Consider the following 16219-nt stretch of genomic DNA (forward strand, 5'->3'; position numbering starts at 1 on the left):
AAGCAGGCACGCCTGCTTCTTTTTCAATAGAAGGCAGGGGTATGGATGAATGGATTTATTGAATTTGGGCTAAGAAAGGAAATGATCGAACAATTAGCAGGAGATGGAATCGAAACGCCTACCACAATTCAAGAAAAAATGATTCCTCCTCTATTAGAAGGGAAGGACCTCCTTGTTAGAGGTAGAACGGGTACAGGAAAAACCTTTGGATTTCTTCTTCCTGCAGTTGAAATGCTTAACGATGGTGAAAATAGGGTAAAAATCCTTGTTATTACACCTACAAGAGAATTAGCAATACAAATAACAGAGGAAGTGAGAAAGCTTTTACCTTCAGAAGAGAAAGCAGTTGCGATTTATGGAGGGCAAGATATACATATTCAAATCGCTCGCCTTAAGGTAGCGACAATTGCTGTAGGTACGCCCGGTAGACTGCTTGATCACGTTAGACGGGGTACGATCGACTTGGATTCTGTTTCTATATCCATATTGGACGAAGCAGATCAAATGTTACATACTGGCTTTTTACCTGAAGTGTCTGACTTGATGGAAGTCCTTCCTGAGGACAGACAAGCAGTCCTATGTTCAGCTACGATGCCAGCACCTATTAAAGAGCTTTCCAATCGATTTCTAGCTGACCCTGTAGAATGTTATGATGATTCTGCCGTGATTCCGGAGATAAAACAAACTGTGTTCGTGACCAAAGCTCGGTTAAAGCAGGATACGTTAGTGACCATTCTGCATCAATTTCGTCCATACAAAGCGATTCTTTTCTGTAGAACAAAGAGAAGGGTAGCTCGTCTAGCTGAAGCACTTAGCTTAAAAGGGATTCAATGTGGGATATTTCATGGAAACCTTTCTCAAGCTAAGAGGGAACAAGTAGTAGAACAATTTCGCAATGATGACTTTCAGTTCCTCATTGCGACGGATATTGCTGCGCGAGGTCTTGATATCGATGGTGTCACGCATGTGATCAATTATGATATTCCTCTTGATGTAGAGGGGTACGTTCATCGGATTGGAAGAACAGCTAGAGCAGGTGGAAAAGGAATCGCTGTCACCATCGCAACTCCTTCTGAAGAACAGATGCTTCTCAAGATTGAAAAGTCACTCCAAACTAGAATGAAAAGAAAAACGTTGTAGGAGCAATATTTACTAATTTCAGGGAATTATGAGCAGGAATCCATACAAGTTTACTGAAATCATTTAAAGTTATAGAATACTTAGATAGAGAAGGAAGCAGAAGAACTGTTTCGAAAAGGAGGCTGCCTGTGGTAGATTCAATTTTGTTTAATATTATGCTTGTGGGCGTCCTCGGTGTGTTTTCACAGTGGTTTGCCTGGAGGTTTAACATGCCTGCCATCGTAGTGATGTCTATAATCGGTCTGCTTGTGGGTCCGATCTTTGGTATCCTACATCCTGATAATGTTTTTGGGGATTTATTTGATCCGTTTGTTTCTATCGCAGTTGCTATTATTTTATTTGAAGGAAGTTTGAATTTAGATTTTCGTGAAATAAAGGGGCTTGGAAAACCAGTTGGTAGAATCGTTACAGCCGGTGCATTTCTCGCATGGTTACTTGGATCACTATCTGCCCATTATGTAGCTGGACTATCATGGGGGGTGGCCTTTGTAATAGGTGGACTCTTCATTGTTACCGGTCCTACCGTTATTCTTCCTTTATTAAGGCAGGCGAAGCTTAAGCCAAGACCAGCCAAAATATTAAAATGGGAAGGGATCATCGTAGATCCGCTCGGTGCACTTCTAGCGGTATTTGCATTTGAAATCATTAAATTCCTCCAATTTGAAGAAGCGACGCCTACTGTTCTTCTTATCTTTTTCCTAGCGTCCTTGTTCGCCACACTATTTGGGTTCTTATGCGGACGCGGAATAGGATGGATGTTTGAGAAGGGGTACGTTCCTGAATTTTTGAAATCTCCGGTTGTTTTCGGGGTTGTTATCCTATGTTTTGCCGTAGCGGATGAAATTGCCCATGAAACAGGGTTACTAGCAGTAACTGCAATGGGGATTACAATTGCGAATATGCATATATCGTCTATCGATGACATGAGGCACTTTAAAGAGAATATTTCTGTCTTATTGATCTCGACAATCTTTATCATGTTAACAGCATCGCTATCCGTTGAAACCCTATTAGAAATCTTCCAGTGGCAAATCTTAGCGTTCGTATTGTTAATGCTCTTTGTCGTAAGACCTCTTTCCATCTGGCTTTCTACAATTGGGACCGATCTCTCCTGGCAGGAGAAAACCCTAGTCGGGTGGATTGCACCGCGAGGTATTGTAGCGTTAACAGTGGCCAGTTACTTTGCTAGCGTTCTTCTTGAAGCAGGGTTTGAAGATGCAAAAATATTGATTTCACTTACATTTGCGCTTGTGTTTGCGACGGTTGTGGTCCATGGATTCTCGATTCGATGGACGGCTGAAAAGTTACATTTAGCCAGTGATGAGCAGCCGGGTGTCGTCATTGTTGGAGGAAGCTCATTCAGTACGGCTCTTTCACGCACACTTCAGCAGTTAAAAGTACCTGTGTTAGTCACTGATTCATCGTGGAAAAGGCTGATAACGGCTAGAAAAGCTGGAGTTCCTTTTTATCGAGGAGAAATTCTTTCTGAGCAAACTGAATATAGGCTGGATTTGACTCCATATGAATATATGATTGCCGCCACCGAACTGGACTCTTACAATGCACTAGTATGCACGACCTTTGTTCCTGAAATAGGGAGAAACAATCTTTATCAACTCAGCTTAAGAAATGATAGAGGCGATGATATCGAGGAGCTTGTTCATACAATTGGTGGACGGATTGCATTCCGGGAAGGTGCTACGTGGGAACACTTGAATCGAAAAGTGGAAAGTGGCTACGTACTTCGTAAAACGAACATTACACAGCAATATAAATATGACCAATATGTAGAGGAAATTGATGAAGAAACAATCCAACTGTTCATCAAGAAACCTTCAGGAAAACTCGAGTTCTTTGCACACGACTTAGAGTTAAGTGGTGAGGCAGGAGATATAGTCGTTAGTTTAATGCCTCCAAGCAAAGAGTTTAATCGAATTCAACAAAAACTTGAAAAACAACGAAGTGAAGAAGATAAGGTTCAGAATCGTCAGGAATGACGGTTCTGAACCTTTCTTTTATCAAAGGCTCTCTAGTCACCACCCTCTAAATGAGAGGCCTTTCGTATGGTATGCTGATTGAAAGAAACAATAAACGGAGGGTTACTATGTATGATGTCATTATTATAGGAGCAGGAGTGAGCGCTATCTTTATGGCTCATAAACTAACAGAGCTACACCCTGGCTATAAGATATTGATGATCGACAAAGGAAAACAACTTCATGAACGATCTTGTAAGGGTGATGGCTGTAAATGTGAAGCATGTGACCAATACATAGGGTTTGCAGGATTAGGAAAGTCTGAAGGGAAATTCAACTATACGAATGACTTTGGCGGTAGTCTTGGAATGAAAGTTGGAAGCGAGAAAGCCATGAAATTAATGGAGGAAGTAGACGAACTCATCTGTATGTATGGAGGGAATGCTGTAGAGAGTTATAGTACTCATAATCCTCATTTAGCTGATGAAGCGGAGCGACATGGATTGAAGGTGCTGACAACTACAGTCCGGCACCTTGGAACAAAACGATCAACAGAAGTCTTTCAAAACATATACGCTTATTTGAAAAGTCATATTGATTTCGTATTTGAAGCAGATGTGAAGGAAATTTCTAAGGATAATGGATATTGGATCAAAACGAGTCGAGGAACCTTCCACTCCAATAAAGTTGTATTTTCAACAGGAAGTAGTGGAAGTGAATGGATGTTGGAAAGGTGTGAGGCGTTAGGTTTGAGACCTGGTCCTTCGCGTATTGACTTAGGGATTCGGGTTGAGATGAGAGGAGATCAGCTTAAACATATTCTAAGAGACACGTTTGAAACGAAGCTTTATGTAAAAGGGTCAACTTATGAAGCTACGACGTACTGCATGAATCCCAATGGCCGTATCATACGGAAATATCAACATGGCCTCGTTATGGCTGATGGACAGAATCAGCGAGAGAAGGGATTGAGTAATAACCTGAATTTCACTCTGTTCGTACCATGGTTATTTGATTCGAAAAACGAAGCTGATGGTTTTGCTCGTCAGTTCATTGGTGGAATTAATCAGGGAAGAGACCGAATCGTTGTGCAGCGTTTTGAAGATTTGCTTAATCAAATCGCAACTGATGATCAAAAGCTGACTCGAAACTCGATACAACCCACATTGTCAGCAGAGCCGGGGAATCTGAAAGAAGAAGTTCCAATAAAGGTTGTAACCGCCATCCAAGAATTTTTACAATCGTTAGAAAGCCTTCTTGGTGAGGCGATTGATACAGATACATTGCTTTATGGGATGGATGGTAAATTTTATGAACCAAAAATCAAAACCGATCGCTGGTTTGAAACGGAGTTGGCTGGACTTTATTTAATCGGAGATTGTTCAGGAGAAACACACTCTCTATCGCAGGCAGCAGCGAGTGGATTGCATACAGCGGAACATATATAAAGGCTGGCCTTTTGGCCAGCCTTTATATATTATGAAACGGGCCTTTCAGACAGTTTCTTTTCTTTATTTAATCGGAATTTCAAGGTGAAGACACTAAATGCCACTACAGCGATAAGACTTAAACCGATATAAAGATTACTATAGATAATATTGTCTCCTAGCTTAGCCAATGGATTCATGGAAAAGGAAACGTTAGGCATGTCCAGAAGGCGACCGAAAATAGCTGAGCTGAAGGCGCCAGCCATAAAGTTGAGTAAGTTGAAAACTCCCATTCCAACGCCGTTTTGATGGTCAGGTAAAATTGTAGATATCAAATCGGCAGTTGAGCTTTGAATAAGAGGAAATCCAAGATAAGCAATAAGCAGACAAGGCACAATCACCCAGGCTGTGTAACCTGAAAAGGTTGATATGAAGAAGGTTCCACTGGCGATGAGTATTAGGGCAAGTTTCACAACGGTGGTAGCACCCTTTTGTTCAATAAGTTTACCGCCAACTTGGCCGATTAACCCCGCAGCCATAGCACCAGGGAATAAGACGAGACCAATCGATAATGTCGATAGCTCGTTTAAATCTCTCAACATGATCGGTATAACGAAAATCAGACCGAATAGTGCTGAAGTACCGAGAAAGCTTGTAAGTGCAGTGATGGTGTATTTCGTATTCTTCAAAATGAGTGGATCGATAAACGGTTTATCGATTGTGAATGTCCGGTAAAGAAACAACCCAAATAATACGATGAATAATACAAGTAAATACCAGAAGAAAGTAGTTATATAGATGAGCAATGCAGCAACTGAAGCTGCCATCAATAACGCTCCCGGGATATCGACCGTGCCTTTACGTTTATCTTCGTCAGGTAGCCATTTACGAAACAAGGGAATCGCAAAAATCGTTGCTACTGAAAAAAGGAAAAGGAATCTCCAGTTCATCGTACCTCCAACAATGCCGCCAATAATTGGGCCTACGCCTGAAGCAAACGCAACTGTGGAGGAGATAAGCCCAAATACTCGTCCTTTTTCATTTGGAAGAAAGCGAATTGGCACGATAAATGCTAGTGCAGGGATCGTGGCACCACCTGCAGCTTGTAAAAGTCTAGCTAGAAGGAGTGTTTCATAATTTGGAGATATAAACCCAATAAATGCCCCAGCGGAGAAAATTGCGATACCGATTGTGAACAATGTTTTAATAGGATAAATATCTGCGAGCTTTCCATACATAAGTGAACCGATGGCGAAAACTAAAATATATCCTGTTAGCACCCAACTTACTTCGGATGGACTTAAGTCAAAAGCGGCCGCAATATCTGGGATTGCAACGTTAAACATCGTTCCATTCATTACGGCAAAGGCAAGAATCGTACACACCAAAATAATCAGTCGTTTTCTTTCTTTGGGCGTGAATTCCTTGCTTATTTGTGAATCTGACATGCATACCCTTCTTTCTATTTAGGAACTCGAAATAATGATTACTCATTTTATAATAGAGTGGAAAGGTAGTGATGTAAATTAACTAGCTTCATAACATCGCATTTCAATGGTTTTACCATTTATAGACAATAAACAGATAATCTATTATGATTAGATTGGAAATTCTTGCTGAAGGGGTGAAGAATTTGACGACCATCAAAGATGTAGCAAAACGGGCAGGCGTTTCACGAACAACGGTCTCTCGCGTATTAAATGACAATGGTTATGTAAGTCAGGAAGCACGAGAGCAGGTTTTGAAAGCAGTCCAAGAAATGGGTTATATTCCTAGTGCCCATGCTAAGACGATGAGGACGAAACGTTCTGGCGTTATCGGTGTCATTCTTCCAAGGATCAGTACCGAAACCGCAAGTCGAGTGGTGAATGGAATTGAACAAGAATTAGCTGATAATGGATATCAGATCTTACTTACGAATACACAGTTAAAGCCGGAGAAAGAAATAGAAAATATTAAACTCCTAAGAAGCCGACAAGTAGACGGTATTATATTACTTGCTACAAATCGTAATCAAGGACTTTTGAACACAATAAATGAAACGAATATCCCTTTTGTAGCTCTAGGACAAGAACTAGAAGGGGTGACTTCTGTGATGTATGATGATTATCACGCATCTATTTCTATAGCGGAGTCGCTTATTTCCAAAGGCCATCAACGCATTGGGTTCATTGGTGTGCAAGAAAAAAATCACGCAGTTGGTGTTCTTCGTAAAGAGGGATACAAAGACGCGATGAAGAAACATAACCTTACAATCGATGAAAACTGGATTCAGTATGGTGACTTCACGTTCGAATCAGGGTACGAAGCAGCAGAGCGATTAATGGTTGGTGCAGCTATGCCGACTGCTATTTTTGCTGTAACTGACAGAATGGCAATCGGTGCATTAGGTTGTTTGCGAGAAAAAAATATCAATGTCCCAGAAGAAATGGCCGTATATGGCATCGGTGCTTCTGATCTATCAAAACATGTAACTCCGACGTTATCTACTGTCGATTACTTTAATGAAGATGCGGGTCGTCAAACAGCTCAACTGATTTTACAACAGTTGAAAGGGCAAAGTTTGGAAGAAAAAAAAGTCAAACTAAGTTATAGACTTATTGAAAGAGATAGTGTATAGCAACGAGTGAAAGCGATATCATTTATTTTTTACCGATGTGGAATCGTTCACACATAGTGAACAATTAACTTGAAATTGATACAAGAAGTTAGCGAGTGTTTGAAAGCGCTCGCATTCCTCTATCAGGGTTACTTGGTTTTAAAGACAGCATGCTAGGGGGCTAACTAAGTGGGCTGTGAAATGGAATATTTCCAATCATATAATGATTTAGATAGAACGAGCCTGGTCAAAAGACCAGGCTTGTTTATTAGTTAGATAGATAGAGCGAATAATGCCGCCTTCAACTCGTTGAGCTGAGCCATTAATCGCTGAAGAAAGAGGAGATGCAAGGTATGCAACCGTATTAGCTACTTCTTCTATCGTTGCAAAGCGTTGGATAAGAGAAGTTGGTTCATTGTCTTTGAAATAATCTCTCGTAAATTGATCAAGATCTTTATTTTCTTCTTCAGCCGCTCCTTCCATGAAGCTTGCTACACCTTCTGTCCAAGTTGGCCCAGGTAGAACGGAATTAACTGTTACATTCGTACCTTTTGTTGTTTCAGCTAATCCGCGAGAAAGGCTGATCATCGCACCTTTTGAAACGGAATAAGGGATCATTTGCGTAAGGGGCTTCACGCCAGCTTCACTTGCAATGTTCAATACCCGACCGGAATCCCTTTCAAGCATAGATGGAAGGAAGTTACGAGTGAGTCTTACAGCACTGATAACATTCGTTTGGAAATAATTCATCCACTCTTCATCCGTTACTTGTTCAAACGGTTTCACTTCAAACATGCCCATATTATTAACAAGAATGTCGACTGCGCCATGCTTTTCAACTTCTTCAACAAATAACTCACTTTCTTCCTGTAACGAAAGGTCTGCTGCGATTCCATAAACCTCTCCATATGAAGATAGCTCATCGACAATACCATTTACACGTTTCTGTTTACGGCCGTTGACGATGACTTTTGCTCCTTCTTTTAAAAGCGTTTCAGCAATTCCTTTTCCAATTCCAGAAGTAGATCCTGTTACCACGGCTAATTTATTCTTCATTTGTAAATCCATCCTAATCTCCTTTCGACAATCAAGTTAACTCCTCGCTAACTGTACCAATAATAAATACAGTTACTCAATGATTCTGCTCACGAAACAGATAGCGTTTTTAGTAAGCGTTATTTTAGTCAATGAGGTTAAAATCTTCCACAAATATGACCAAAGTATGTACGAAATGTGTCGAAAAAGTGATAGAAAGTTGAGCAACTTTTGACACATTGTGATGTGTATCACATTTTTCTATTTCCCCTGCTAGAATAATAGTTGTCAACGCAAAACCCTATCATTAAGCATCTTTAAGAAGTTGAAATTATGATTTTACTATAGAGAAAGAAAGGAAGGTGGCCTTGCGGTGAAGCGAATAAAGTCAATGCTAGCATTCGTCATGTTCATGTCAGTTTTAGTTCTGAGCGGTTGTAGCAACTTAACTGTGCTTGATCCAAAAGGACCCGTAGCGGAACAACAAGCAAATCTAATTCTATTCTCCATAGGGTTAATGCTATTTATTGTTGTTGTCGTATTCGTTCTATTCACACTAATTCTTGTGAAATATAGAGAGCGGAAAAGTGGCCCTGAATATGAACCTCCAGAAATCGAAGGAAATATATTTCTTGAAATTGTTTGGACGGTTATCCCTATTATCATTTTAATTGCTCTTGCAATTCCTACCGTTAAAACAATCTATGCATTAGAAGAGCCTCCTGAAGCAACAGCCCATAAAGACCCTGTTGTTATTCATGCGACATCAGTAGATTGGAAATGGGTGTTTAGCTACCCAGAAGAAGATATTGAAACTGTGAACTATATCCACATTCCAGAAGATCGCCCGATATTGTTTAAGCTTGCTTCAGCTGATTCTATGGGTTCATTCTGGATTCCATCATTAGGTGGTCAGGAATATACGATGGCCGGAATGATGACGGAACTTTACTTACAAGCAGATGAGCCTGGGGAGTATCGAGGTCGAAACTCTAACTTCACAGGTGAAGGCTTCGCAGATCAGGTGTTTACCGTTACAGCGGAAACAGAAGAAGAGTATGCTGAATGGGTTGAAGAATCCCAAGAGGCACCTGAATTAACGCAAGAAAAATACAACGAGTTGATGTTAAAAGGTCATTCAGATGAAATGACATTCTCCTCAACACATCTTGAATGGGTCAATCATGCGATGGATGCTGAATATGCAACTAAGGTACGTAAAGGCCTCCCACTCGATGAGGATAAAGAAGAAAACTCACATGGTTCACATGGTGAACACGATGACCATTCAAAATCTGAAGATAAAGGCACTCACTCTGAGTCGCATTAAGGAAGGAGGAAGACACCATGAAATGGGATGAATTTTTCGTCACAGGTGACCCACTTATATATGGTGCCGATGTATCGATCGCTTTAACGATGATCGGTGTTATATTTGTTCTGACATATTTCAAGAAGTGGAAGTGGCTATGGACAGAGTGGCTCACGACTGTTGATCATAAGAAATTAGGAATTATGTATGTAATGTCTGCCGTTCTGATGCTATTTCGTGGAGGTGTAGATGCCCTCTTGATGAGAGCGCAGCTCACGGTTCCAGATGCAGGATTCCTGGACTCTACTCACTATAATGAAATCTTTACAACGCACGGTACCATCATGATTATTTTCATGGCTATGCCGTTCTTGATCGGTTTGATGAACGTTGTTATTCCTCTCCAAATTGGAGCTCGAGACGTTGCGTATCCGTTTCTTAACGCAGTAAGCTTCTGGACATTCTTCATGGGAGCAATGCTGTTTAATATTTCATTCGTTATCGGAGGCTCTCCTTCTGCAGGATGGACAAGCTATGTTCCACTAGCAGGACTAGAGCTAAGTCCGAGTGTAGGACAGAACTATTACTTGCTCGGCTTACAGATAGCAGGTATCGGTACACTGTTAACAGGTATTAACTTCCTAGTCACGATACTCAAAATGAGAGCACCTGGAATGAAGCTTATGCAGATGCCAATCTTTACATGGTCATCTTTGATTACATGTGTAATTATCGTATTTGCTTTCCCAGTTCTAACAGTAGCTCTTGCTCTTATGACATTTGACCGCCTATTTGGAAGTCATTTCTTCACATTGATGGACGGTGGTATGCCGATGCTATGGGCTAACCTATTCTGGATTTGGGGACACCCTGAAGTATATATCGTTATCCTTCCAGCGTTCGGTATGTTCTCTGAAATTATTAGTACATTTGCACGTAAAACACTATTCGGATATAAAGCGATGGTTTACTCGATGGTTGTCATCGCAGGACTTAGCTTCCTTGTATGGGTGCACCACTTCTTTACGATGGGTGCCGGTGGAGCAGTTAACTCGTTCTTCTCCATCACAACGATGTTAATTGCCGTTCCGACCGGTGTTAAGATATTCAACTGGCTATTCACTTTATATAAAGGAAGGATAAAGTTTACTACAGCAATGCTGTGGTCGCTTGCCTTCATACCAAACTTTGTTATTGGTGGGGTTACAGGGGTCATGCTTGCGATGGCTGCAGCTGACTACCAGTACCATAATACGTACTTCCTTGTCGCTCACTTCCACTACGTATTGATCTCAGGTACAGTGTATGCTTGTTTTGCAGGCCTTCACTTCTGGTATCCTAAGATGTTCAACCACCGATTGAACGAGAAGTTAGGAAAGTGGACGTTCTGGATTTTCGTAGCAGGATTTAACCTTTGTTTCTTCCCGATGTACTTCCTTGGACTCGCAGGCATGCCGCGTCGAGTCTACACGTATGGCGCTGCTGATGGATGGATGAGTTTGAATGTTCTAGCGACTATGGGTGGCGTTCTGATGGGAATCGGATTCTTGATTCTTGTTTACAACATCTACTATAGCTTCCGTTACTCACCACGTGAGACAACTGGGGATCCTTGGGATGGAAGAACACTTGAATGGTCTACTGCAGCACCTGTTCCTTTCTACAACTTTGCACACGTACCTGAAGTAAAAGGACATGATGCTTATTGGATTGCAAAGAAAGAAGGGAAAACGAAAGAGAAGAAACCTTACAAACCGATTCATATGCCAAGCAACTCTGGTGTACCGATCATCATGAGCACGTTCTTCTTTATCGCAGGTTTCGGTATGGTTTTCTCTTGGCACTGGATGTCGATTGCGGGACTGATCGGGGTTCTTGCAACGTTGGTTATTCGTTCTTTCGATTATGACAAAGGCTTCTACGTTAGCGTAGAAGAAATAGAAAAACATGAACAGACTACCGAATAAAGGAGGCGTGACAAATGGATGCAGTTGAACATTCTCCAAATACGCCTTTGGAATATCAGTCGGAAACTGGTCGTCTGAATATTCTCGGCTTCTGGATTTTTCTTGGTGCAGAGATCGCGCTTTTCTCAACGCTGTTTGCGACCTATTTTGTATTAGATGGCCGTACAGCGGGTGGTCCATTACCAACAGAATTATTCGAAGTAAAAGGTGTATTGATCGAAACATTTTTGCTGTTAACAAGTAGCTTTACTTGTGGACTGGCAATTCATTATATGAGAGCCAATTCATTAAAAGGAGTTTTCCTATGGATTGGGATTACTCTTGCTCTTGGCCTTTCGTTCCTTGGCTTTGAAATTTATGAATTCGTTCATTACATTCATGAAGGTGCGGCACTCACAACGAGCGCTTACTGGTCAGCATTCTTCGTACTGACTGGTACGCACGGTGCCCACGTTGCAATGGGGATCGCTTGGATCTCTCTCATATTGATTCAGTTAAAACAACGCGGCTTAACCCCCGACACGTCAAGGAAAGTATTCATTTCAAGTCTTTACTGGCACTTCCTTGATGTTGTATGGATCTTTATTTTCACAGCCGTATATTTACTAGGGATGGTGATGTAAGATGGCTAACAACGAGCAAACTCACAGCCATTTCCCATGGAGTCACGTCATTGGTTTTGCTCTTTCAATCATTCTGACATTGTTTGCACTTTGGGTTGGTTTTGAATCTGGATTAAGCAATACCATGATAGTAGCAGTCGTGGTTGGTCTGGCTCTTATTCAGGCGACAATCCAGCTACTTATGTTCATGCATATGACGGAGAGTGAAGACAGCAAGATCCAAACTGGTACTATTTTATATGCCCTGTTCATCGCGATTGCAGTCGTGGTCGGTACAATCTGGGTTATGTCATTTGGTATGAGTCATATGTAAAGCCAAAAACCGTTCACCATTAGAGGTGAACGGTTTTATTTATTATTCCATAGAAGAAACTTTTTTTGCAGCTGCACGTTCACGGATAATCGGTAATGCAAAAAGTAGAAATGCTGCTAAATGTGCAAACAAAACATTAATGACAAATAGTGTAATGAAGATTGTATGAGCAGCTGGCGTCATTCCTCCACCGATGTAAAAAATGAGAAGAGCCCAACTAGCTATTATAAATGGGGTGTGTAGATAAGCAAGCTTTCTATATTCTTTCCAGAGAAATAGTGGTGTAGCTGTAATAACAAAAAGATAAACCATAAAGACATCCATGAAATCCACTCCTTATTTGATACCGCTTTCAAAATCGTATTTTGTGACAAACTTAAGATTTATTTGTGAATGTTTTGTTACAATTAGTATACCACAAAAGTTCGAAAATTCTACACATATTAAAGACACGTGGAATCTTTAATAGGATTAGTTAGTTTATAGAATGGAGGGAGAAACGATGAGGAAACTTCATGAAGATGAAATGATTGATGCGCTTCGTCTTTCAGAATATGCATTTCAATATGATGTGCCGAAAGAAGATGTAGAGAAAAGGTTGAAAGCCTACAGTGAGCATGCTGTATGGGGAGATTTTGAAGATGGTAATTTAGCCGCAAAGCTCCACATCATCGATTTACATACGTGGATTGCAGGAACGCGATTTTCGATGGGAGGCATTGCATCTGTGGCGACTTACCCAGAGTATAGAAGGGGTGGGAAAGTTGCGAAGTTGCTTCGCCATTCATTATCAGAGATGAAAGAGAATGGTCAAACGATTTCATTTCTTCATCCTTTTAGCATTGGTTTTTATCGTAAATTTGGTTGGGAGATTCTTAGTAATTGGAAAAAGCTCACGCTAAAGAAAGAGGATTTCGTGCAGCTTACTCCAGCTAGTGGAAAAGTTCGAAGGATTCGCTTAGAGGATGTATTCGAACAACTGAATCCAATCTATGAAGCCTTCGCAAATAAATTCAATGGCATGCTCAAACGAGATGAATACTGGTGGAAGAACCGCGTTTATTCAGAAGGCGACCTGTTTGCGACCTATCAAAATAGTGATGGTAAACTGTCGGGATACGTTTATTACAAAGTGAAAGAACGAAACCTTGAAGTGGAAGAATTCGTTGCTTTAGATGGAGATGCTCGAAAAGGTCTATGGAATTACTTATGTCAACACGATTCGATGATTGATGGAGGGACCATATTAACGAATGAAGGAGATCAGCTTCCGTATTTACTTCAAAACCCTAAAGTCAAAAGCGAAGTGGAAGCATACTTCATGGCTAGGATTGTGGACGTGGAAAACTTCCTTATCAACTATCCATTCATGTTGGACGAGGGAGAATCTCTCTTTATGCACATACATGATGAACACGCTGCATGGAATAACGGAACGTTTCATATCGCACCACATGAGGTGAAGGTGTTCCAGGCTAACTCTCAAACTAGCTCTTGTACTCACCCACCAAAGCGCGGCCTTCGATGTAATATCAATACATTGACAGCAGTACTAACGGGGTATCAATCACCAGAATTTCTTTATGAATCAGGCTTGATTGAAGGTTCAGAACAAGACTTGTCCTTACTTAAAAAGATCATAACCAATAAGGAAACAAATTTCATGGACTTCTTTTAAAATTAGCAGGCGGTTTAGAAAACCGCCTGTATTTCATTTCAATCACTAGATCGATAGACTGTGTTTTGTAAGAAATTCCTTTTCTATATGGGCTTTGAACTCATGTTGCTGTTGTAAATCGAAGATGCTGTGTGCTTTCTTGAAATACTGAAGCGATTCTTTTTCTGCGCCTTTAAGGTGGTAATTATAGCCGACTTGGAAATACAATTGCCCAAATAAATACATGCTGTTGGTTGAGATACAATACGCAATGCCCTTATTACAAATCGATATCGACCTTTGGATATCGTTATGGTAACTGAGCGCTTTCGCGAGATTGTAATATAAACGAATTTTAACTGTATGATCGCGTACGCGTTTAAGTTTACTGTGTTGTTCGATTAATTCAGTATATAACGCGATAGCCAGTGTGTGTTCTTCAGATAATAAAAAAACGATGCCTTTACTATTCAGAATTTCAATTTCTCTTTCACTATAATATTTATCTGTAAATGTGAGATTGAATGCCTCGTTTATGAGTGCAATTGCTGATTGAGCTTCTTGGTATAAGTGATAGTGGCAAATGCCATTGTGCCACATGATGAACTGCTTAAATTCTAGGTTTTGATGATACAAAGGATTTCTCTGTTCAGTTCGAACGATTTCCTCTACCCTTTGATAGTCATATTCTTTTATGGCATTCCTTACTTGAAGATACACTTCTTGAACATAATCAATTCTTTCAACAAGCGTTCTTTCAAAGAAATAATTAATATCTACTCCGAGTCGGTTTGAAAGCTCATAAAGAGTGGGAGCTAACGGATAAACGTCACCTTTTTCAATTTTACTAATCTGAGCTTGTGAACATATGCCTCTACTCAGTTCTTTCTGCGAAAATCCTCTGAATTTACGTAAATTCTTAATTTCGATTCCTAACGTAGCGAACGTCATTCAATCAACCCAATCGTATGTATTATGGTAGGTTCTCGAGCACTTCAAGAGTGCGACAGTGGATCCGCTGGACGTCACCAGATGAATCGTTTTGAGACGGAATAAGGTATTTTATACAATCCTCACTTGAAAACCAGTCAGGATGATCCTGGGTTTGATGAGAAATTGTCTTCCAAATCGATAGTTCTGGGCTATAGATACGTGGGCCAGATCGAACCTTACAATTATTTAATACCCTTTTCTCCCCAGGAATTCCTTCTTTTATAGAATGAAAAAGATGAGCCCAGTAATCTTTTCTAGAGCCTGTATGTCGATGTTGGAGACTCCAATCAAGAATAGATTTCAGGGTAGTGTCTTTAGAAAAAAGAAGCTGATATAGATGTTTTCCAAGTTTAATACGCTCAGACAGTTGAGAAAAATGCTGAACAGTAGCTCCTATTAACCGTACGTTCTCCCCATCATTCATTGGAAACAGAATGGTATTCGTAGTTAACACATTTTGAAGATGGAACGGTAGCGTGTTTAGAACAGACTCTTTGTAATACTGATTCTGAATCATGCGAGTATCGATATAGTTTTGTTCATTTATGATTAATGCGCTAGTAAGCAAAGAAGCGTCTTGGGTTTTCCAATACCAGTTCCAGATTACTTCCATGAACTTTGAAACCTGAAGATGTGGCAAAAGGTGAAAAAGATAGCTTGATTGAATCTTACTATGCTTATATAGCAGTAGTTGAGGATAAACATCCTGGAAGATCAACCAGTTTCCTTTCTCGAGAAAGAGGAAAAAGTCTTTTTGCTTGGATGAAGATAGAATTGTAGGCAAATACTCTCCCTTTAAGTCTGTCATCGACCATCCTGCATTACGTGAAACCATGTGAGCAAGAAGGGACCAGTGAATTTCTTTATAGTCCATAAAGAAATCTAAATATGCTTTCGTTCGTGTGCAATTGTCTCGGTTATGAAGAGAGGTTTCGAGTCTGATCGCCTCTAACAATTGATTATCTTCTTTGGATAGATGAGGCTTTGTTAGATGAGTGTGTTTGCATGCTTTTATTAACTCTTTCTTCAAGCTTTTCCAATACGAAGGCGTTTTTTTCTTGGGTAGATTATTTAAAATAGGTAACACTCTGGTTCCTACCTCCTTCACTCTTATATGTATGCAACTCTTTCCGAGTGAGAAGGGGAGGGAAATAGTGATGAAAATGATTTAAGGTGT

The 16219-nt window shown here is 40.4% G+C and carries 14 protein-coding genes; 9 read left to right on the plus strand and 5 right to left on the minus strand.

The features are described from left to right. Nucleotides 1-45: 45 nt before the first annotated feature. From SJY16_RS01310 to SJY16_RS01320, 3 genes are all read left to right on the plus strand, one after another. Nucleotides 46-1140, plus strand: a complete 1095-nt coding sequence (locus tag SJY16_RS01310; RefSeq protein ID WP_377887260.1) for a DEAD/DEAH box helicase — start codon at nucleotides 46-48, stop codon at nucleotides 1138-1140. 128 nt (nucleotides 1141-1268) lie between these two features. Next, nucleotides 1269-3137, plus strand: coding sequence for a cation:proton antiporter (locus SJY16_RS01315; protein WP_377887261.1), 1869 nt, complete (start codon nucleotides 1269-1271; stop codon nucleotides 3135-3137). A 107-nt stretch (nucleotides 3138-3244) separates the two neighbouring features. Beyond that, entirely contained in the window at nucleotides 3245-4564 is a 1320-nt protein-coding gene (locus SJY16_RS01320) for an NAD(FAD)-utilizing dehydrogenase (protein ID WP_377887262.1), read from the plus strand. 29 nt (nucleotides 4565-4593) lie between these two features. Here the strand turns inward: SJY16_RS01320 and SJY16_RS01325 are convergent, their stop codons facing one another. Next, nucleotides 4594-5991: an MFS transporter gene (locus SJY16_RS01325; protein WP_377887263.1), complete on the minus strand. Its 1398-nt coding sequence runs from the start codon at nucleotides 5989-5991 to the stop codon at nucleotides 4594-4596. 176 nt (nucleotides 5992-6167) lie between these two features. On the opposite strand from SJY16_RS01325, the gene SJY16_RS01330 reads away from it, so the two are divergent. After that, nucleotides 6168-7163 (plus strand): LacI family DNA-binding transcriptional regulator, encoded by a 996-nt coding sequence (locus tag SJY16_RS01330; RefSeq protein WP_377892009.1) that lies wholly within the window; start codon nucleotides 6168-6170, stop codon nucleotides 7161-7163. 207 nt (nucleotides 7164-7370) lie between these two features. Here the strand turns inward: SJY16_RS01330 and SJY16_RS01335 are convergent, their stop codons facing one another. Further along, nucleotides 7371-8210, minus strand: a complete 840-nt coding sequence (locus SJY16_RS01335) for an SDR family NAD(P)-dependent oxidoreductase (RefSeq protein WP_377887264.1) — start codon at nucleotides 8208-8210, stop codon at nucleotides 7371-7373. A 358-nt stretch (nucleotides 8211-8568) separates the two neighbouring features. Between SJY16_RS01335 and qoxA the strand changes: the two genes are divergently transcribed. The 4 genes from qoxA to qoxD are packed head-to-tail and all read left to right on the plus strand — an operon-like array spanning nucleotide 8569 to nucleotide 12392. Continuing rightward, a complete protein-coding gene (qoxA, locus tag SJY16_RS01340; protein WP_377892011.1) occupies nucleotides 8569-9507 on the plus strand; it encodes a cytochrome aa3 quinol oxidase subunit II in 939 nt (312 codons plus the stop codon). Nucleotides 9508-9524: 17 nt separating this feature from the next. Continuing rightward, on the plus strand, nucleotides 9525-11456 hold the full coding sequence (gene qoxB, locus SJY16_RS01345; RefSeq protein WP_377887266.1) for a cytochrome aa3 quinol oxidase subunit I: 1932 nt from the start codon (nucleotides 9525-9527) through the stop codon (nucleotides 11454-11456). 14 nt (nucleotides 11457-11470) lie between these two features. Beyond that, nucleotides 11471-12079 carry a cytochrome aa3 quinol oxidase subunit III gene (gene qoxC / locus SJY16_RS01350; RefSeq protein ID WP_377887267.1) on the plus strand — a complete coding sequence of 203 codons (609 nt, stop codon included), beginning with the start codon at nucleotides 11471-11473 and terminating at the stop codon, nucleotides 12077-12079. 1 nt (nucleotide 12080) lies between these two features. Next, the gene (gene qoxD / locus SJY16_RS01355; protein WP_377887268.1) at nucleotides 12081-12392 is read left to right on the plus strand and encodes a cytochrome aa3 quinol oxidase subunit IV; all 312 of its coding nucleotides are present in this window, start codon (nucleotides 12081-12083) and stop codon (nucleotides 12390-12392) included. 42 nt (nucleotides 12393-12434) lie between these two features. Here the strand turns inward: qoxD and SJY16_RS01360 are convergent, their stop codons facing one another. Next, entirely contained in the window at nucleotides 12435-12716 is a 282-nt protein-coding gene (locus SJY16_RS01360; RefSeq protein WP_377887269.1) for a spore morphogenesis/germination protein YwcE, read from the minus strand. Nucleotides 12717-12894: 178 nt separating this feature from the next. Between SJY16_RS01360 and SJY16_RS01365 the strand changes: the two genes are divergently transcribed. Then, entirely contained in the window at nucleotides 12895-14070 is a 1176-nt protein-coding gene (locus SJY16_RS01365; RefSeq protein ID WP_377887270.1) for a GNAT family N-acetyltransferase, read from the plus strand. 45 nt (nucleotides 14071-14115) lie between these two features. Here SJY16_RS01365 and SJY16_RS01370 read toward each other — a convergent pair whose 3' ends face one another. Continuing rightward, nucleotides 14116-15000, minus strand: a complete 885-nt coding sequence (locus SJY16_RS01370; RefSeq protein WP_377887271.1) for a helix-turn-helix domain-containing protein — start codon at nucleotides 14998-15000, stop codon at nucleotides 14116-14118. 22 nt (nucleotides 15001-15022) lie between these two features. Beyond that, a complete protein-coding gene (locus SJY16_RS01375; RefSeq protein WP_377887272.1) occupies nucleotides 15023-16129 on the minus strand; it encodes a DUF2515 family protein in 1107 nt (368 codons plus the stop codon). Nucleotides 16130-16219: the final 90 nt, after the last annotated feature.

This window comes from Alkalihalobacillus sp. R86527, assembly GCF_042466185.1.
Lineage (GTDB): Bacteria > Bacillota > Bacilli > Bacillales > Guptibacillaceae > Guptibacillus.